This is a genomic window from Acidilutibacter cellobiosedens (assembly GCF_004103715.1).
GTDB lineage: Bacteria > Bacillota > Clostridia > Tissierellales > Acidilutibacteraceae > Acidilutibacter > Acidilutibacter cellobiosedens.
On sequence record NZ_CP035282.1, the window covers coordinates 2,959,746 to 2,978,450 of the forward strand.

At 33.8% G+C, this 18,705-nt stretch carries 30 protein-coding genes; 2 read left to right on the forward strand and 28 right to left on the reverse strand.

The genetic code is table 11. The features are described from left to right. Nucleotides 1–25: 25 nt before the first annotated feature. Nucleotides 26–1,231, reverse strand: coding sequence for an MFS transporter (locus EQM13_RS14215; RefSeq protein WP_161567264.1), 1,206 nt, complete (start codon nt 1,229–1,231; stop codon nt 26–28). Nucleotides 1,232–1,818: 587 nt separating this feature from the next. Here EQM13_RS14215 and EQM13_RS14220 point away from each other — a divergent pair. Together EQM13_RS14220 and EQM13_RS14225 are read left to right on the forward strand one after the other, a co-directional pair. Further along, nucleotides 1,819–3,540, forward strand: a complete 1,722-nt coding sequence (locus EQM13_RS14220) for an IS1634 family transposase (protein WP_128752783.1) — start codon at nt 1,819–1,821, stop codon at nt 3,538–3,540. Between the two features lie 356 nt (nt 3,541–3,896). Further along, entirely contained in the window at nt 3,897–4,442 is a 546-nt protein-coding gene (locus EQM13_RS14225) for an NADPH-dependent FMN reductase (protein WP_071140238.1), read from the forward strand. A gap of 87 nt (nt 4,443–4,529) precedes the next feature. Here EQM13_RS14225 and rpsI read toward each other — a convergent pair whose 3' ends face one another. The 27 genes from rpsI to rpsQ all read right to left on the reverse strand — a co-directional run bounded on the left by rpsI (nt 4,530) and on the right by rpsQ (nt 18,698). Next, nucleotides 4,530–4,922 (reverse strand): 30S ribosomal protein S9, encoded by a 393-nt coding sequence (rpsI, locus tag EQM13_RS14230; protein ID WP_114218426.1) that lies wholly within the window; start codon nt 4,920–4,922, stop codon nt 4,530–4,532. A 23-nt stretch (nt 4,923–4,945) separates the two neighbouring features. Next, complete coding sequence (gene rplM / locus EQM13_RS14235) at nt 4,946–5,374, reverse strand: 50S ribosomal protein L13 (protein ID WP_071140236.1); 429 nt, start codon at nt 5,372–5,374, stop codon at nt 4,946–4,948. Nucleotides 5,375–5,502: 128 nt separating this feature from the next. Beyond that, nucleotides 5,503–6,240, reverse strand: a complete 738-nt coding sequence (truA, locus tag EQM13_RS14240) for a tRNA pseudouridine(38-40) synthase TruA (RefSeq protein WP_128753050.1) — start codon at nt 6,238–6,240, stop codon at nt 5,503–5,505. Between the two features lie 11 nt (nt 6,241–6,251). Beyond that, on the reverse strand, nt 6,252–7,049 hold the full coding sequence (locus tag EQM13_RS14245; RefSeq protein ID WP_071140234.1) for an energy-coupling factor transporter transmembrane component T family protein: 798 nt from the start codon (nt 7,047–7,049) through the stop codon (nt 6,252–6,254). Next, nucleotides 7,042–7,905 (reverse strand): energy-coupling factor transporter ATPase, encoded by an 864-nt coding sequence (locus EQM13_RS14250; protein ID WP_128753051.1) that lies wholly within the window; start codon nt 7,903–7,905, stop codon nt 7,042–7,044. The genes EQM13_RS14245 and EQM13_RS14250 overlap by 8 nt, the downstream gene beginning before the upstream one ends. Continuing rightward, the gene (locus tag EQM13_RS14255) at nt 7,902–8,720 is read right to left on the reverse strand and encodes an energy-coupling factor transporter ATPase (RefSeq protein ID WP_200796114.1); all 819 of its coding nucleotides are present in this window, start codon (nt 8,718–8,720) and stop codon (nt 7,902–7,904) included. The genes EQM13_RS14250 and EQM13_RS14255 overlap by 4 nt, the downstream gene beginning before the upstream one ends. 125 nt (nt 8,721–8,845) lie before the next feature. Next, nucleotides 8,846–9,187, reverse strand: coding sequence for a 50S ribosomal protein L17 (gene rplQ / locus EQM13_RS14260; protein WP_071140231.1), 342 nt, complete (start codon nt 9,185–9,187; stop codon nt 8,846–8,848). Nucleotides 9,188–9,211: 24 nt separating this feature from the next. Continuing rightward, nucleotides 9,212–10,159 (reverse strand): DNA-directed RNA polymerase subunit alpha, encoded by a 948-nt coding sequence (locus EQM13_RS14265; RefSeq protein WP_071140230.1) that lies wholly within the window; start codon nt 10,157–10,159, stop codon nt 9,212–9,214. A gap of 59 nt (nt 10,160–10,218) precedes the next feature. Then, entirely contained in the window at nt 10,219–10,842 is a 624-nt protein-coding gene (rpsD, locus tag EQM13_RS14270; RefSeq protein WP_071140229.1) for a 30S ribosomal protein S4, read from the reverse strand. A 19-nt stretch (nt 10,843–10,861) separates the two neighbouring features. After that, on the reverse strand, nt 10,862–11,260 hold the full coding sequence (gene rpsK / locus EQM13_RS14275; protein WP_071140228.1) for a 30S ribosomal protein S11: 399 nt from the start codon (nt 11,258–11,260) through the stop codon (nt 10,862–10,864). An 18-nt stretch (nt 11,261–11,278) separates the two neighbouring features. Next, entirely contained in the window at nt 11,279–11,647 is a 369-nt protein-coding gene (gene rpsM, locus EQM13_RS14280) for a 30S ribosomal protein S13 (RefSeq protein ID WP_071140227.1), read from the reverse strand. A gap of 45 nt (nt 11,648–11,692) precedes the next feature. Beyond that, nucleotides 11,693–11,806, reverse strand: coding sequence for a 50S ribosomal protein L36 (gene rpmJ, locus EQM13_RS14285; protein ID WP_004824776.1), 114 nt, complete (start codon nt 11,804–11,806; stop codon nt 11,693–11,695). A gap of 16 nt (nt 11,807–11,822) precedes the next feature. Continuing rightward, on the reverse strand, nt 11,823–12,041 hold the full coding sequence (gene infA, locus EQM13_RS14290; RefSeq protein ID WP_071140226.1) for a translation initiation factor IF-1: 219 nt from the start codon (nt 12,039–12,041) through the stop codon (nt 11,823–11,825). Nucleotides 12,042–12,071: 30 nt separating this feature from the next. Next, on the reverse strand, nt 12,072–12,353 hold the full coding sequence (locus EQM13_RS14295) for a KOW domain-containing RNA-binding protein (protein ID WP_071140225.1): 282 nt from the start codon (nt 12,351–12,353) through the stop codon (nt 12,072–12,074). Between the two features lie 76 nt (nt 12,354–12,429). Further along, the gene (locus tag EQM13_RS14300; protein ID WP_071140224.1) at nt 12,430–13,071 is read right to left on the reverse strand and encodes an adenylate kinase; all 642 of its coding nucleotides are present in this window, start codon (nt 13,069–13,071) and stop codon (nt 12,430–12,432) included. A gap of 17 nt (nt 13,072–13,088) precedes the next feature. Next, nucleotides 13,089–14,363 (reverse strand): preprotein translocase subunit SecY, encoded by a 1,275-nt coding sequence (gene secY / locus EQM13_RS14305; RefSeq protein WP_071140223.1) that lies wholly within the window; start codon nt 14,361–14,363, stop codon nt 13,089–13,091. Next, nucleotides 14,364–14,813, reverse strand: a complete 450-nt coding sequence (gene rplO, locus EQM13_RS14310) for a 50S ribosomal protein L15 (protein ID WP_071140222.1) — start codon at nt 14,811–14,813, stop codon at nt 14,364–14,366. A 26-nt stretch (nt 14,814–14,839) separates the two neighbouring features. Then, on the reverse strand, nt 14,840–15,016 hold the full coding sequence (rpmD, locus tag EQM13_RS14315) for a 50S ribosomal protein L30 (protein ID WP_071140221.1): 177 nt from the start codon (nt 15,014–15,016) through the stop codon (nt 14,840–14,842). A gap of 14 nt (nt 15,017–15,030) precedes the next feature. Continuing rightward, on the reverse strand, nt 15,031–15,537 hold the full coding sequence (rpsE, locus tag EQM13_RS14320) for a 30S ribosomal protein S5 (protein WP_071140220.1): 507 nt from the start codon (nt 15,535–15,537) through the stop codon (nt 15,031–15,033). 17 nt (nt 15,538–15,554) lie between these two features. Continuing rightward, nucleotides 15,555–15,923 (reverse strand): 50S ribosomal protein L18, encoded by a 369-nt coding sequence (rplR, locus tag EQM13_RS14325; protein ID WP_128753052.1) that lies wholly within the window; start codon nt 15,921–15,923, stop codon nt 15,555–15,557. A gap of 15 nt (nt 15,924–15,938) precedes the next feature. After that, the gene (gene rplF, locus EQM13_RS14330; RefSeq protein ID WP_128753053.1) at nt 15,939–16,478 is read right to left on the reverse strand and encodes a 50S ribosomal protein L6; all 540 of its coding nucleotides are present in this window, start codon (nt 16,476–16,478) and stop codon (nt 15,939–15,941) included. A 36-nt stretch (nt 16,479–16,514) separates the two neighbouring features. Next, nucleotides 16,515–16,910 carry a 30S ribosomal protein S8 gene (gene rpsH, locus EQM13_RS14335; protein WP_071140218.1) on the reverse strand — a complete coding sequence of 132 codons (396 nt, stop codon included), beginning with the start codon at nt 16,908–16,910 and terminating at the stop codon, nt 16,515–16,517. A 30-nt stretch (nt 16,911–16,940) separates the two neighbouring features. Then, entirely contained in the window at nt 16,941–17,126 is a 186-nt protein-coding gene (locus EQM13_RS14340; RefSeq protein ID WP_114218416.1) for a type Z 30S ribosomal protein S14, read from the reverse strand. Between the two features lie 18 nt (nt 17,127–17,144). Beyond that, entirely contained in the window at nt 17,145–17,687 is a 543-nt protein-coding gene (rplE, locus tag EQM13_RS14345) for a 50S ribosomal protein L5 (protein ID WP_128753054.1), read from the reverse strand. A 26-nt stretch (nt 17,688–17,713) separates the two neighbouring features. Further along, nucleotides 17,714–18,028 carry a 50S ribosomal protein L24 gene (rplX, locus tag EQM13_RS14350; RefSeq protein ID WP_071140215.1) on the reverse strand — a complete coding sequence of 105 codons (315 nt, stop codon included), beginning with the start codon at nt 18,026–18,028 and terminating at the stop codon, nt 17,714–17,716. Nucleotides 18,029–18,046: 18 nt separating this feature from the next. Next, nucleotides 18,047–18,415 (reverse strand): 50S ribosomal protein L14, encoded by a 369-nt coding sequence (gene rplN, locus EQM13_RS14355; protein WP_071140214.1) that lies wholly within the window; start codon nt 18,413–18,415, stop codon nt 18,047–18,049. A 28-nt stretch (nt 18,416–18,443) separates the two neighbouring features. After that, nucleotides 18,444–18,698: a 30S ribosomal protein S17 gene (gene rpsQ, locus EQM13_RS14360; protein ID WP_071140213.1), complete on the reverse strand. Its 255-nt coding sequence runs from the start codon at nt 18,696–18,698 to the stop codon at nt 18,444–18,446. Between the last annotated feature and the right edge of the window lie 7 nt (nt 18,699–18,705).

Genomic DNA, 18,705 nt, shown 5'->3' on the forward strand with positions numbered 1-18,705 from the left:
GTGTCATTTTTCTGTTTCCATCTGGTTATCTATTATATAAATTTTTCTCCATAGATGAAGTTATAAAAATATTCAGCACAGCAAAAATTGAAGAAGCAATTCCTAAAAATTTAAATGAAGTACTTAGAGTAAATATATCTCCTATTTTTCCTATGAGAGGAAATATGAATATCATGAAAAAGCTAAACACCATACTCTGAAAAGATAGGATGGTTGATCTATTTTCGCTGGGAATAAGTTTATTTAAATAGTCACTCGTTACAATGTACATTATGGTTTCAAATATCTCTACAGCTATAAAAAATATATAAGAATATCTTGTAAAGCTTATCCCCCATATACAAATGCATGTAACTATGGGTAAAAATATTAATAAAAGATGTTCTTTAAAAAGCTTTTCTATTTTATGAACATTTGGAGCTACAAAGGCATTTATCAGCGAAGAAACGGCAAATATAACTCCTATTCTAAATTCATTTAATCCGCTGTCCTTCCAATAGTTTTGCAAATAATAAAATAAACTCGTTCCAAACACCGACATAACTTCTGCAAAAACAATCAATAGCGATATTTTCTTAGTATTTTTTACTATTTTAAAGCTATCCAATGTTTGGTCTTTAAAAACTTTAAAAGGATGAATATTGGCCAAATTCTTATTTCTACCTATACTGGGTTCTTGAAATAGCAAAGATTCTAAAAGAGCTATACCTGCAAATGCCGCACTTAATGCAAAAGGCCACACATAGTTCTTATGAGCTAAGTATCCCCCTAAGGTAAGGGCAAATATACAGCTTATCTCCAATATCATTTCATTAAATCCATTTATCTTCATATAGGTTTTCTCTTCTCCTAATTCCATAAGGGAATCATAAAGCAAGGCTTCCCCTGCCCCAGACTCTAAGTTATACGATACAGCAAGTATCGAAAAGGAAAGGGCAAATAAATAAAAGTTAGTTGATAAGACTAATACAATATTACTTATAATAAAAAACGCTCTTCCCAAGGTTCTGCTGACCTTTCTTCCATAAATATCGGCCACAGCTCCTGTGGGTACTTCCATGAAAAAAGAAGTTATGTGAAATATACCCTCTAAAAGTCCAAGTTTAGCAAGAGACAAACCTTTATTAGCCAAGTATAGCATCCACACTCCTTGGGTTAAATCCAATCTGTTTAAAAAAATAAATATATAGTTCAATTTTATATTTCTTCGTAAGCTTTTTTTATAGTTCATTTTAACAACCTCCATAGTAACGCATTTAAAGTTTTCAAAAAATATCAAAAATCAACCCACCCACCCTTTAGTGCGTACAAAAAAACCTAAGTAGGTTCTTTCTACTTAGGTTTAATGAGGCTATAATAATATATTTCAACCGAAAAGTATAAAGATGCTACTTGAAGTTAGTTTACATAATATCTAATTTTGGACACACTTCCCCTACGGCATCCAAAATCAAATGTTATGTTCTGAACTACAGCAAGATAATCTTGCATATAGCAGCTAACCTTAAAGCCCATCTTTACACCTCTCCTTATTTTTTATTCTTTTCCAGACATGTTCTTATTATATAAATTTTTATCTTTTATATTAAGTATATTATAACAACTTTTTTGAGCTTATGTCAACAATTTGGGCAAAATCAACATTCACAAATGATTTTAAAATGAAAAATTATACCTACACGGGTCTTTGACAGTTGAAGAATAAAAAAATCGCTAAAGTCATTGAAATGGCTTTATTTTTTGTCAAATTTAAAATATTTATATTGCGGAATAGGCCGGAATGTGTTATAATATTCTTATATATAGGAGGTGTCGTCCATGAGGTTATCAATCTCTAAATCTAAAAATGCTACTTCACTTTATGTTAAAAAAGATGTTGTGGTCAATGGTAAAAGGACTACTAAAATAGTTGAAAAATTAGGCACTGTTGCCGAATTGGAAAAAAAGTTGGGCGGCGAAGATCCTGTTGAATGGGCAAAAAAATATATTGCTCAGATGAATCTCCTTGAAAAAGAAGGCAAAGAAACTGATGTTATTGCTAAGTACTCTCCATCAAGATTATTGAAAAAAGATGTTCAATTTAGTTTCAATGGTGGCTACCTATTCCTCCAGAAAATTTATCATGATTTAGGGATACATAATATCTGCAGCGAAATTAAAAAAAAACATAAATTCAATTTTAATTTAGATTCCATTCTTTCAAGGTTAATTTATGGCAGAATACTTTTCCCCGGTTCTAAACTGTCGACCTATGAACTTTCTTCTGAATTAATTGAACCGCCGGATTTTCAACTCCAGCATATATACAGGGCACTTGAAATCATTTCAAAGGAATCAGATTTTATTCAATCATCTTTGTATCAAAACAGTTTAAAGGTTTCTAAACGAAACACCGGGATTCTTTATTACGACTGCACTAATTACTTTTTCGAAATTGAACAATCAGAAGGACTAAAACAATATGGCTTTGGAAAAGATCACAAACCAAACCCCATTGTACAGATGGGAATGTTTATGGATGGTAACGGCATTCCTCTTGCTTTTTCAATCAGCAAAGGAAATACAAATGAACAGCTTACCTTAAAGCCTTTGGAAAAAAAGATTTTGTCAGACTTCAATGTTTCAAGATTTGTGGTATGTACTGATGCAGGGCTTGCGTCTAATGCTAACAGGAAATTCAACGATAAAAACGATCGTGCTTTTATTACAACTCAATCGATCAAAAAATTGAAAAACTATCTTAAAGACTGGGCTCTTGATCCGAAAGGATGGCATCTTTCAGGAGATGATGGGGTCTACGATATCATGGAGCTTGATGAAAAAAATGATATTGAAAAAATATTTTACAAAGAACGCTGGATAAAAGAAGATGGATTAGAGCAAAGATTGGTTGTTACATATTCAATAAAATACAGAAATTATCATAGAAAGATACGCAGCTCGCAGATTGAACGTGCTATGAAATTGATAAATACAAATCCAAAAGCAAAATTAAAGAAGGCAAATCAAAATGACTATAAAAGATTCATAGAAAAAAAACATTACACTTCTGATGGGAAACAAGCAAAAAAAGAGATTTACAGCATAGATACGGATCTTATATCAAAAGAAGAAACATATGACGGTTTCTATGGTGTATGTACAAATCTTGAAGATGATGTTGATATAATCGTCAAAGTAAACAGAAAGCGCTGGGAAATTGAAGAATCATTCAGGATTATGAAAAGTGAATTTAAAGCAAGGCCTGTACACCTAAGCCGTGATGACAGGATTGAGGCACATTTTATGACCTGTTTTATGGCTTTATTGATCTATAGGATATTGGAGAAAAAATTAGAAGAGAAGTTTACATGTAGTACTATTATCAACAGCTTACGTAAAATGAATTTTAAATTAGAAGAGGGAGAAGGATATATTCCCATATACACCAGAACAGATTTTACTGATGCCTTGCATGAGGTATTCGGATTTCGTACTGACTATGAAATCGTAACATTAAAACAAATGAAAAAAATTTTTAAGCTGACAAAAAATCGATAAACATTCCGCACTTTTATATTAATCTATAAAAGCTTGTATCCTATTGTTTTCAATAGCCTACAAGCTTTTTCTTTTCTCCAACTGTCAAACTTGGGAGTATATTATAACAACTTTTTTGAGCTTATGTCAACAATTTGGGCAAAATCAACATTCACAAATGATTTTAAAATGAAAAATTATACCTACAGGTACGGCTTAAACTGATTCTATAGAAAAGCAAAATTTCTATCTTTAAAAAAATTGGGGAGTATTTTTTTCAGTGGTCTTGCACAATCCGCGCATATCATATATGTTGTGATATTTTTTATATTAAATGGGTAATAATATTTTAGATATATAGTTGAGGGGGTAATTTGATGAATATAGTTGCAATAGTAGGAAGTTTAAGGAAGGATTCATATAATAGAAAAATAGCTGAGTTTATGAAAAACAGGTATAAAGAAAAAATGGATATAGAGATTTTGAATATAGGAAATCTTCCTTTATTCAGTGAAGATATAGAGGATGATCCTCCGACGGTAGTAAAGGAATTTAAAAATCAAATTAAATCAAGTGAAGGAATATTATTCGTCACACCCGAATATAATCATTCCATTCCGGGAGCATTAAAAAATGCATTGGACTGGTGTTCGAGAGTTGATAGAGTCATGAAGGATAAACCTACTTTTATAGTTGGAGCTTCAAATGGCAATGTTGGTACAGCCAGGTGTCAGGCTCATCTTCGACAGGTTTTAAATTCTGGCGGGATATCAGCTATTGATTTACCGGGAAATCAGATTTTAATAGCAAATGTACAAGATCATTTTGATAAAGAGGGAAATTTTATTGATGAAAGAACCATCAAATATTTGGATAGGGTAGTAGATAACTATATTAAATGGGCTGAAAAATTGAAATCATAAATAGAACCACGGTTAATCCGCGGTTTTTAAGTGCAAAAGGAAAAGAAAAAAAGACACAAGAGAACCGTCCCCTTGTGTCTAAATCTTCTATCTCTTTGAAAATTGTGGTGCCTTTCTTGCTTTCTTGAGACCATATTTTTTTCTTTCTTTCATCCTTGAATCCCTTGTAAGGAATCCAGCCTTTTTAAGTACAGGTCTTAATTCTTCATCAGCTTCAAGAAGTGCCCTTGATATTCCGTGTCTGACAGCTCCTGCCTGACCCGTAAATCCTCCCCCTTGAACATTAACAAATACATCATATTTATCCGCTGTGTTTGTAATATCCAAAGGCTCTCGGATAATTGCTTTTAATGTATCGTAATCAAAGTAGTCGTCCATATCTTTTTTATTTATTGTTATATTGCCAGAGCCCGAAACAAGTCTTACTCTTGCAATAGAGGTTTTTCTTCTTCCAGTTCCATAAAATTGTATATTAGCCAACTTCATTCCTCCTTTCTCTATAACTAAAATTCATAAACTTCAGGCTTTTGTGCTTCATGCTTATGAACAGGTCCTCTGTATACCTTCAGTTTTCTATACATTTGTCTTCCTAAAGCATTTTTAGGCAACATTCCCTTTACAGCAAGTTCAATAACTTTTTCAGGTTTCGCCGCCATCAATTTTTCATATGGGATTTCTTTTAACCCTCCGGGATGGCCGCTATGATATCTATAATATTTCTGTTCCAGTTTCTTTCCTGTTAAAACCACTTTATCCGCATTTATAATTATAACGAAGTCACCAGTATCTACATAGGGAGTATATATAGGTTTTTTCTTACCTCTCAATATAGACGCAACTTCTGTTGCAAGTCTTCCTAATACTTTTCCTTCAGCATCTATCACATACCATTTTCTATCTATTTCAGTAGGTTTAGCCATATAGCTCTTCATTTCTTTCCCTCCTTGTTCCAAACATTTCTACTCTAATAATATAAAAAGTTTCCGGGGCTTTTTATAAATAACCATTTATATATTAATACATGATTATGTCAATGTCAAGAAATATTCTTTATTTCAATCTATTCATAAAAAACTTTCTCTAAAAATAACCCTTGAGGTGGTGCAGTGTGACCTGCTCTTTGTCTATCAAGAGATTTCATTATAAATGGAATTTGTCCTTCGGCAATTTTCCCTCTCCCAATGTCTACAAGAGTTCCTATCATTATTCTAACCATATTATATAAAAATCCATTTCCGTCAAAGATAGCCATAACCAAATCTCCATCCTTTAAAAGTAAAGCATTGTATATAATTCTATTTTTATCTTTAGAATTACTCTTGGGAGATGAAAAAGAAGTAAAATCATGAGCTCCTAAAAAATACTTTATTTCCCTTTCCATCAATTCATAATTCAATCTTTGAGGAAAGTAATAGGAATACCTCCCCCAGAAGGGGTTTTTCACAGCCCTATTATATATTAAATATTTATATATTTTTCTTTTCACATTATATCTGGAGTGAAAATCAAGGGAAACTTCTTCAGAATCCGAAATCCGTATATCGTGAGGAAGAAATGCATTTAATCCAAATTTAATTTTATCCGGAGGAATATTGACATCAGTTATAAAATTCGCTGTTTGCCCTAATGCATGAACTCCGGCGTCTGTTCTTCCCGAACCAATCAAATTGACATTTTCTCCCGTTAATTTAAAAATTGCTTTTTCTATTTCTCCCTGTATAGTATCTTGATTAAGTTGTCTTTGCCAACCCGAATAATTTGTTCCGTCATATTCTATAATAATCTTTATGTTTTTCATTTGAAGCCCTCTTAAAAATATTTAGTGCTTATAATGCCGCCAAAAAAAATTGTCATTATGATTAATGCAACAAAATCTCTTCTTTTGAGTTTAATTTCATTAAGCCTGGTTCTATGTTCTCCTCCTCTGTAGCATCTTGCTTCCATAGCCATGGCAAGTTCGTCTGCTCTTCTAAAAGCATTTACAAACAGTGGCACAAGCAATGGCACCAAGCTTTTAGCTCTTTTAAGGATATTACCGCTTTCAAAATCGGCTCCTCTTGCCATCTGAGCCTTCATAATCTTATCCGTCTCTTCTAACAAAGTGGGAATAAATCTTAATGCTATTGTCATCATCATGGCTAATTCATGAGCAGGAACCCCTATCTTTTTTAACGGAGAAAGAAGCTTTTCGATTCCGTCTGTCAATGATATAGGAGATGTTGTTAAGGTCAATAATGTAGTTCCCATGATCAGAAATATAAGCCTTAATGCCATAAATACAGCTTGAGTTAATCCTTCTTTGGTAACGTCCAGAGGTCCTATCTCCCAAAGTATTTCACCTTTAGTCATAAACATATTTATAAGAAAAGTTATTATTATGATAAACATAAGAGGCTTTATTCCCTTAAATATATATTTAAAGGGCACTTTGGATAATTTAGTAGTTACCAATACAAAAATAAAAATGAAAATATATGGATAAAATTTATTAATAAAAAATAATGAAATTATAAATACAAAAGTCAAAATTATCTTAACTCTCGGATCTAATTTATGAATTATGGTTTCTCCCGGAAAATATTGCCCTATGGTTATATCTTTAAGCATTGCCATTACTCCTTAAATATTTTAATATTTCATCTTTAGCCTCTTCTACAGTAAGTATATCATCTCTCACTTTGTGACCTCTTCTTTTATATTCTCTCATGAAATAAGTAATTTGAGGAACTCCAAGCCCTAATCTCTCCAATTCTTCTACTTTAGTAAATATTTCTCTTGTACTTCCTTCCATTACTACCTTGCCTTTATGCATAACAACTACTTTATTTGCTAATTTTGCAATATCTTCCATACTGTGAGATACTAATATAATGGTAATTTTTTCCTTTCTGTAAAGTTCCTGTATTTCTCCCAATATTTCATCTCTTCCTCCTGGGTCCAAACCTGCTGTAGGCTCATCCAGTACAAGTACTTTAGGCTTCATGGATAAAATCCCCGCGATTGCTACTCTTCTTTTCTGTCCTCCACTCAGTTCAAAGGGCGATCTGTCTTTCAACTGCTTAAAATCAAGGCCTACCAGTTCCATAGACTCCCTTATCCTTCTGTCGATTTCACTTTCCTCTAATCCTAAATTAGCAGGTCCGAAAGCAATATCCTTATATACGGTTTCTTCAAAAATTTGATGCTCCGGATACTGAAATACAAGGCCTACTTTTTGTCTTATTTTTTTTAAATCCGCCTCTTTAGAGGTAATATCTTCTCCATCTATAAATATTTTCCCCGAAGTAGGCTTAATCAATCCGTTAAAATGCTGAACAAGGGTTGATTTTCCGGAACCTGTATGCCCAATAAGTCCGATAAAATCCCCCTCTTCAAATTCTAAATTTATATTATCCAATGCTTTAATTTCAAAAGGATTCCCTTGATTATATATATAACTTAAATTTTCCGTTTTTATTATCATAACGCTTCCACCAATTCTTCTACAGTCAAAATATCCTTAGGAACATTTATTCCTTCCTGTCTTAATTCATATGCCAATTCCGTTACCTGAGGTACATCTAATCCGATCTTTTTAACTTTCTCAACTTCACTGAATATTTGCCTTGGGGTTCCATCCATTACAATATTTCCATCTTCCATTACTATTATTCTATCCGCTTCTACTGCTTCATCCATATAATGGGTTATCAATACTATAGTTTTATTTTCTGTTTTATTAAGTTTCTTAACAGTACTGATGACTTCTTTTCTCCCAATTGGATCAAGCATTGCTGTAGGTTCATCTAAAATTATACATTCCGGATTCATTGCAAGGATACCTGCAATTGCAACTCTCTGTTTCTGTCCTCCTGACAGAAGATGAGGAGCATGCTTTTTATATTTACTCATTTCTACCGTCTCTAAAGATTCGTCTACTCTTTTTCGTATTTCCTTTGGGGGAACTCCTTGATTTTCAGGTCCGAAGGCAACATCCTCTTCTACTATTGTTGCTACTAATTGGTTATCAGGATTTTGAAAGACCATTCCCGCTGTTTGTCTGATATCCCAGACCTTACTTTCATCTCTGGTATCCATGCCATTTACAAACACCCGTCCTGTTGTCGGTAGTAAAAGAGCATTCATCATCTTTGCAAGAGTAGATTTTCCTGAACCGTTATGTCCAAGTATGGCTAAAAATTCTCCTTTATATATATCCAAATCAACTCCCTTTAGCGCTTGAAATTTTTCCTCGTCATCTGATGTATATTCGTAAGTAACATCTTTCATTTCTATCATTATATTAGACATTTTTATCCCTCATTTATATACAATTCCATTATTTAATAATAACACAAGGAAATCTCTAAATCAATCATAAAACCACAAAAGGGACTAAGTTTTGAAAACTTAATCCCCCACTTTTATAGCAATTCTATTATAGCCATCTCTGCTCCGTCTCCATTTCGTGGCCCAATTCTTACTATCCTTGTATACCCTCCCTTTCTGTCGGAGTAATTAGGTGCAATTTCGTCAAAAAGTTTTTTAACTATATTTTCATTATATATATATGCTAAAGCTTGACGTCTTGCATGCAAATCTCCTCTTTTCCCAAGGGTAATCATTTTATCTGCCATTCTTTTTGTTTCTTTTGCTCTAGTAACTGTGGTCTCTATTTTACCATGTTCAAACAAGCTTGAAACTTGATTTCTAAGCATTGCCTTTCTATGGGCAGTAGGACGACCAAGTTTTCTTAGTTCAGCCATCTATTATCCCTCCTTCTTGCCTTGTTAATCATCATTCTTTCTGAGGGCTAAACCCAATTCGGATAATTTCCTTTGCACTTCTTCAAGGGATTTCTTGCCTAAGTTTCTAACCTTCATCATATCTTCTTCACTTTTCTGAGTTAATTCTTCCACGGTATTTATTCCTGCTCTCTTTAGGCAATTATAACTTCTAACAGATAAATCCAATTCTTCAACCGTCATTTCCAAAACTTTTTCTTTTTTATCTTCTTCTTTTTCTACCATTATTTCCACGTCATTTACATGCTCGGTAAGGCCAATAAATAGATTTAAATGTTCAGTAAGTATTTTAGCTCCCAAAGAAGTTGCTTCATCCGGCTTCATGGTACCATTAGTCCATACTTCTAATGTCAACTTATCATAATCCGTAATTTGACCTACTCTCGTATTTTCAACTTTATAATTCACTTTACTAATCGGAGTAAAAATTGAATCTATGGGAATAACACCTATAGGCTGCCCTTCCTTTTTATTTTTTTCCGCTACTGTATATCCTCTTCCTTTAATCATTTCCAATTCCACATATAATTTTCCGTCTTGATTTACCGTAGCAATATGGAGATCCTTATTTACTATTTCAACATCAGGACCTGTAATTATATCTCCTGCGGTAACTTCCTTAGGCCCTTCAACTTCAATTTTCAACATAACCGGTTCATCGGAATACATCTTCGCCGCAATGCCCTTTATATTAAGTATAATTTCAGGGACATCTTCCAACACTCCCGGAATAGTAGTAAACTCGTGTAAAACTCCTTGAATTTTTATAGAAGATATGGCAGCACCAGGTAACGAGGAAAGCAATACCCTCCTCAAAGAATTCCCCAATGTCGTACCGTATCCTCTTTCCAAAGGTTCCACAACAAATTTTCCATAGGTATTGTCTTCACTCATTTCAACTATTTCAATTTTAGGTTTTTCAATTTCCAACATTCTAACCCTCCTTTAAATTAAATATTTTATTACTACGAGGGTAACTGATTCTTAAAATATTACTTAGAATATAACTCAACTATTAAATGCTCTTCTATAGGCAAATCTATGTCTTCTCTTGTCGGCTCGGAGACTACTCTACCCTTTAAATTTTCTAAGTCTATTTCAATCCATCTGACTGTTGTTCCTCTGTGATTTTCTACAAGATCTTTAAATTTGGTAATACTCTTGCTTTTTTGTTTTACTTCTATTTGATCTCCCACTTTTACTATATAAGATGGAATATCGACTTTTCTTCCATTCACTGTGAAATGGCCATGCATTACCAATTGTCTGGCTTCTGCCCTTGATGATGCAAATCCCATTCTGAATACTACATTGTCAAGTCTTAATTCCAATATCTTTAACAAATTTTCTCCTGTTATCCCTTTCATCTTATCCGCCATAGAAAAATATCTTCGCATTTGGGATTCCTGAATTCCATAATATCTACGAACTTTTTGTTTTTCTCTTAATTGAACTCCATATTCAGTCAATTTCTTTCTCGATTGACCATGTTGACCGGGAGCATATCTTCCCTTTGCTATTTGACATTTATCCGTATAACATTTATCTCCCTTTAAATAGAGCTTCTGTCCTTCTCTACGGCATAATCTACAAACAGCACCAGTATATCTTGCCATTCATTAAACACCTCCTATATTATACTCTTCTGCGTTTTGGTGGTCTACAGCCATTATGTGGTATAGGCGTAACATCTTTTATTAGACTGACCTCTAACCCAGCAGCTTGCAATGATCTTATTGCAGCTTCTCTGCCGGCACCAGGTCCTTTAACATAAACTTCTACAGACTTCAGTCCATGTTCCATTGCTTTTTTCGCTGCTTCTTCGGCAGCCTGTTGTGCTGCGAAAGGAGTCGACTTTCTTGAGCCCCTGAAGCCTAATTGTCCTGCACTGGCCCATGATAATACATTTCCTTGAGTATCGCTTAAAGTAACTATCGTATTATTAAAGGTTGACTGAATATGGGCTTGACCTCTTTCTATATTTTTACGTTCTCTTCTCTTAACACGAGTTTTAACACCTTTTTTTCCTGCCAAATTAAATCCCTCCTTTACCTACTTCTTACCTTTCTTTCCTGAAACTTTACTTGGACCTTTTCTTGTTCTGGCATTAGTCTTAGTTCTCTGGCCTCTTGTTGGTAAACCTTTTTTATGACGGATTCCTCTATAACAATTAATCTCTTTCAATCTTTTAATATTTAAAGCTACTTCTCTTCTTAAATCACCTTCAACATGATAAGAGTCTATTATACTTCTTAAGGAAGCAATTTCAGATTCAGTCAGATCTTTAACTCTGGTATCGGGATTAATTGCAGCTTTTTTCAATATTTCATTTGACCTTGGCCTTCCGATTCCATATATATAAGTCAAACCAATTTCTACTCTCTTATCTCTTGGTAAGTCAATACCGGCAATTCTCGCCATTGATGTTTGCACCTCCTAAAAATTACTTGTTACTACAAAATTAAATTAACCTTGTCTTTGCTTATGTTTCGGGTTTTCACAAATCACCATTACTTTCCCTTTTCTTTTAATTATCTTACACTTTTCGCACATCTTCTTAACAGATGGTCTAACTTTCATCTAAATCCCTCCTAAACTACTTATTACGCCATGTAATCCTACCTCTTGTCAAATCATATGGTGATAATTCGATAGTTACTTTATCTCCCGGAAGTATCTTAATATAATTCATCCTCAACTTTCCTGAAATATGAGCAAGTATTTCATGCCCATTTTCTAATTTTACCCTAAAAATAGCATTTGGTAAAGCATCTACTACAATACCTTCTACTTCAACAACATCTTTCTTTGACATGCACTTATCGAACCTCCTGTCGAAATAAATTTACAACATTTTCTTGAAAGGTTCTAGCAATTTTCTAACATAAGCATTATTAATCTTTTCGCCGTTTTTTATCTTATCCTGAAATTCTATAAATACAGTATTATATATTATTAGATGATTAATTTTTTTCTTCTTGGGATTACTTATCTTCCTCATTTCTCCATCAACAATATAAACGTACTTATAATCAATTATGCCCAATATTAGAAATATATTACCTTTGTCTCGACCAGCTCCAGACTTAACCACTTGACCAATGGCTATGTCGCCAGTTCCCTCCATTAAATTCACCTCTCCGTGCTTATAGCCGACAATTAAGGGCTGCCGACCAAAAAGAAACATAATTATTTCTATATCTCTATTTCAAAGAATTCATAATATCTTGGGAAACCTCATCTATACTCTTATTGCCATCAATGTTTAAAAGAAGTCCTTTATCAAAATAGTATTTAATAAGGGGTTTTGTTTGTTTCAAATAAACTTCTATTCTTTTTTCTACCACTTCTTCTGTATCATCATTTCTTTGAAAAAGCTCTCCATTGCATTTATCACATTTGCCTTTTACCTTAGGAGGGTTAAATTCAATATGATAGGCAGTTCCGCAATTTTTACAAATTCTTCTCCCCACAGCTCTTCTTATCAATTCCCCTTTATCTACATCTATATTTATCACTTTGTCTAGCTTTTGTTTTAAATTTTTAAGCTCTATTTCTAAAGAATCGGCTTGACTTACTGTTCGAGGAAATCCGTCCAAGAGAAATCCTTCCTTACAATCCTCTTTAATAAGTCTGTCTTTTATAATCGAAACCATCAATTCATCTGGTACGAGTAATCCTTTATCCATATATGACTTTGCCTTTTCTCCCAACTGAGTTTTTTCTTTAATATTTGCTCTAAGTATATCTCCCGTTGATATATGGGGAATATTATATTTATAGCAAATATAATCTGCTTGAGTACCCTTTCCGGCCCCGGGAGGTCCCAATAATATTAATCTCAATAAAATCATCCCCTAAATTATTTTAAGAAACCTTTATAGTGTCTCATCAACATTTGAGATTCTATTTGCTTAACTGTTTCGAGGGCAACTCCCACAACGATAATTAATGCTGTTCCTCCAAAATTAATGTTTAACTTAAATATAGAAGAAAGTACAATTGGAAGAGATGCTATTAATGCTAAAGATATAGCTCCCACAAATGTTATTCTTGAAATAACCTTATTTAGATATTCTACCGTTGGTCTTCCTGGCCTTATTCCCGGTATAAATCCACCATATTGTTGTAAATTCTTTGAATACTCTACAGTATTAAATTGAATCGCAGTATAGAAATAAGTGAAAAATATAATCAGTAAAGCATTCAATATCGTATATATCCATGTTCCAGCAGTTCCACTTACGGTTAGATACTTAGTTATCCATGCCGCTGCTTTCCCTTTGAAAAATAACGATAATGTTTGAGGAAAAGCAAGTAATGATGTGGAGAATATTACCGGTATAACTCCTGCCATTGAAACTTTAATTGGTATGTGCGTACTTTGTCCGCCATACATCTTTCTCCCTACAACTCTCTTTGCATATTGTACCGGTATTTTTCTTTCTCCTTCTTGCAATGCAACTACTATTGCAATTATCGCTAAAGCAAATACTAAAAATAATATCAAACCAATGACATTAAGAGTTCCTGCTTTGTATGCTTCATAAGTTCCTAATATTTGAGCGGGTAATCTGGAAATAATACCTATAAATATTATTAGAGATATTCCATTTCCTATACCATTTGAAGTAATTAAATCTCCTATCCACATCAAAAGAGATGTTCCGGCCGTCAGAGTAGTAACTACCACAGTTATAGACAAGAAGCTCGTCGAAATTAACGCTTTATTGAAAAATCCAATAGCCATAGCTATAGACTGTATCAAAGACAATACTATGGTAGTATATTTGGTCCACTTGGCCATCTTCTTTCTTCCTTCTTCCCCCTCTTTAGCAACCTCCTCTAATCGCGGTATTGCTATAGTCAATAATTGAATAATTATAGATGCTGTTACATAAGGATAAATGTTTAGAGCAAATATACTGAAATTACTAAAAGTTCCTCCAGCCATTAGATCTAAAAATTGTAGCACTCCACCTTGCGACATCTGAAATATTTGCTTTATTACATCTTTATTTATAAAAGGAACTGGAATAAAGGAACCTAATCTAAAAACTAAAAGCATCCATAAAGTAAATATTATTTTCTTCCTAATGTCTGGAATTCTCCAAGCATTCCTTAAAGTTTTAAGCATCTATATCACCTCTACCTTTCCCCCTGCGGCCTCAATTTTCTCAGCAGCGGTTTTACTAAATTTATGTGCTTTAACAGTAAGTTTCTTATTTAAATCTCCATTACCTAATATTTTTACTCCATCTTTAGCCTTTCCATTCTTTACAATTCCTTCCGAAATCAAAACTTCAGGCGTTACAACTGCTCCATCTTCAAATCTGTTTAATATCTCAATATTTATTTCTGCATATTCCTTTGCAAATATATTCGTAAAGCCTCTCTTTGGAAGTCTCCTGTACAAAGGCATCTGTCCGCCTTCAAACCCTGGCCTTGTTCCTCCACCTGAACGTGAATTTTGTCCTTTATGACCTCTGGTTGAAGTTTTTCCATGTCCCGAACCGGTACCTCTACCAACTCTTTTAGGTTTCTGACTTCCTCCCCCTTCATTGGGTCTTAAATCATGAAGTTTCATAGGTACACCTCCTCTTTTCTTCCGAATTAATCTATAATCTTAACCATATAATCAACTTGATGTATCATACCTCTGATTTGAGGGGTATCTTCCTTTTCAACTACTTGACCGATTTTTTTGAGGCCAAGAGCTTGAATCGTCTTCCTGTGTAATTCCGGTGTGCCGATTTTGCTTTTAACCAATTTAATTTTTATCTTAGCCATATCTTCATTCCCCCCTAACCTAGTATTTCTTCTACAGTCTTTCCTCTAAGCTTAGCTACTTTTTCTACCTTTTTAAGATTCATTAATGCATTAAATGTTGCATTTACTACATTTCTCGGATTACTTGATCCTAAAGATTTAGTCCTAATATCTTTTATGCCTGCCAGTTCACACACGGCACGAACTGCTCCGCCTGCTATAACTCCGGCTCCTTCCTGGGATGGTTTTAAAAGAACTCTTCCTGCTCCAAACTCCCCTACAATCTCATGAGGAATAGTAGTCCCTACTATGGGAACTTCAATTATATGTTTATGAGCATCCTGAATAGCCTTTCTAATAGCTTCCGGTACTTCCAAAGCTTTTGCCATTCCAACGCCTACATGACCATTTTCATCTCCAACCACAACTAATGCACTAAATCTAAAGTTTCTACCACCTTTAACTACTTTGGTTACACGATTGATGCTTACTACTCTTTCCTTTAGATCTAATTCTTTAGGATCTATAAATGAACGCTCCATTTATTCCCCTCCTTTTCTTAAAATTTAAGCCCTGATTCTCTTGCTCCATCAGCAAGTTCCTTTACTCTTCCATGATATACATATCCGCCTCTATCGAAAACTACTTGATCTATTCCTTTTTCCACTGCCTTTTTACCTATTAATTTTCCGACAAACTTTGCAGCTTCTTTATTGCCTGTTGAATTTAATTTATCCTTTACTTCCTTATCAAGGGTTGAAGCGGATACAATTGTTATTCCCTTTGTATCATCTATTATTTGAGCATATATATTATTTAAACTTCTATATATATTCAATCTTGGCTTTTCAGGAGTTCCATCTACTTTTTGTCTGATTCTCATATGTCTTTTTTGTCTTTGTTCATTTCTCTTTATTTTCTTAAACACTTTAATCACTCCCTCCTACTTACCAGTCTTGCCAACTTTTCTTCTGACAACTTCCCCGGAGTACCTTATTCCTTTTCCTTTGTATGGTTCAGGTGCTCTTAGAAATCTAATATTAGCAGCATAATTTCCAACTCTTTGTTTATCAATCCCTTTAACTATAATCCTATTCGGTTGTGGTACTTCCGTCTCAATTCCTTCAGGATCCTCAATTTCTACAGGATGAGAAAATCCCAAGTTAAGGGAAAGTTTCTTACCTTGTTTTTGTGCACGGTATCCTGTTCCTTCGATTTCTAAGGTTTTTGAATATCCATTTAAAACTCCTTCAATCATATTTGCTATTAATGTCCTGGTAAGGCCATGCAAAGATTTATGTTTTTTTGAATCCGAAGGTCTGCTAACTATAATAACCGAATCTTCTATTTTAATATCCATTTCAGTACTTAATTGAAAATTTAAACTACCCTTAGGTCCTTTTACTTGCGCATAATTTTTATCATCTATCTTAACTTCAACTCCGTCTGGAATCGTTATTGGTTTTCGCCCTATTCTTGACATGAGTGCACCTCCTGTTCCTTTAATATCACCAAAAGTCTACCATACATAACAGATTACTTCCCCACCAATACCGCTTTTTCTGGCATTCTTGTCAGTCATAATTCCCTTTGATGTAGAAAGTATTGCTATTCCTAATCCACCCAAAACTTTCGGTATTTCAGTATTATCTACATACACCCTAAGACCTGGCTTCGAAATTCTCTTTATCCCGCTAATAACTTTTTGATTGTCCTTTTCATATTTAAATTGGATTCTTATTATCCCTTGTTTTCCGTCATCGATTACATCAAATCCTTTGATAAAACCTTCATTAAGTAAAATTTTAGCTATTTCTTTCTTTATATTCGATGCAGGCACATCCACAGTTTCATGCTTTGCATTATTACCATTTCTAATTCTGGTCAGCATATCTGCAATTGGATCAGTCATCATATTTAGCTACCTCCTTTCATAACTTTCCTACTACCAGCTAGCTTTTTTAACTCCCGGGATTTGACCCTTATATGCTAATTCTCTAAAGCATATACGGCATATACCGTATTTTCTTAAGTAGCCATGTGGTCTTCCACAAATCTTACATCTATTATGCTCTCTTGTACTGAATTTTTGATTTCTTTGCTGCTTATTAATCATTGATTTTTTTGCCAAATTTTTCTCCCTCCTTCTTTATTTTCTGAAAGGCATTCCCATTAGATCCAAAAACCCCTTGGCTTCTTCATCAGTTTTTGCTGTAGTAACAATTATTACATCTAATCCTCTTATGGCATCGACCTTATCATACTCTATTTCAGGGAAAATCAATTGTTCTTTTATTCCTAACGCATAATTTCCTCTTCCATCAAAGGATGCTGGATTTGTTCCTCTAAAATCTCTTACCCTCGGAAGTGCTACGTTCATTAATTTATCTAAAAAATCATACATTCTTTCTCCTCTAAGAGTAACTTTTGCCCCTACCGACATTCCTTCACGAACTTTAAAATTTGCAATTGATTTTTTTGCTTTTGTAACAATTGGCCTTTGTCCAGAGATCATTGTCATTTCCTCTACTGCATTCTCCAAAGACTTAGGGTTTTCTCTGGCTTCTCCAATTCCCATGTTTAATACGATTTTTTCTAATTTTGGTACTTCCATTATATTTTTATATTGAAATTTTTCCATCAATCCAGGAACAACATCATTTATATACTTTTCTTTAAGTCTGGAAGTCATCCTTATTACCTCCCTTCGATAATCAACTATTTATCAATTACTTCCCCACATTTTTTACAATATCTTACCTTTTTACCGTCTTCAAGGAATTTATGTCCTAATCTTACACCTTTTTTATCCTTATCACAAAAATACATCGCCTTTGAAGCATTTATAGGGCCTTCCTGATGAACAATTCCACCTTCTTGATTAGGTCCCTGAGCCTTTTTATGTTTAGTCAATACGTTTATACCTTCAACTATAATTCTATTCTCTTTAGGCATAACCTTTAATATTTTTCCTTTTTTCCCTTTATCTTTTCCTGATACGATTACAACTGTATCTCCACTCTTAACATGCATACTGTCTCACACCTCCTCCTATAATACTTCTGGTGCTAAAGATATAATCTTCATATAGTTTCCTTTCCTTAATTCTCTGGTTACAGGTCCAAAAATACGAGTGCCTACCGGTTGTTTATCATCTTTTATTATAACTGCTGCATTTTCATCAAATTTAATATAGCTTCCGTCGTTTCTTCTGACTCCTTGCTTAGTTCTTACTATAACGGCTTTAACTACGTCTCCTTTTTTAACAACACCTCCAGGTGTTGCACTTTTAACCGCACACACTACCACATCTCCTACATAACCAAACTTTCTTTTTGAACCTCCCATAACTCTTATCACTAATAGCTCTTTCGCGCCTGAGTTATCCGCAACTTTAAGACGGCTTTCATTTTGTATCATGAGAATACCTCCTTTCCAACAATCAGGACTATTTTGCTTTTTCTACTATATCAACAACTCTCCATCTTTTTTCTTTGCTCAATGGTCTAGTTTCCATTATTCTCACAGTATCTCCGATTCCGCATTCATTATTTTCATCATGTGCTTTAAATTTGCTGGTTCTCTTTATTTGCTTTTTGTATAAAGGATGTTTAACAAGTGTTTCCACTGAAACTACTACTGTTTTCTCCATCTTATCACTTACTACTTTTCCTATTTTTACTTTTCTGTTTTTTCTTTCCATATGAAGC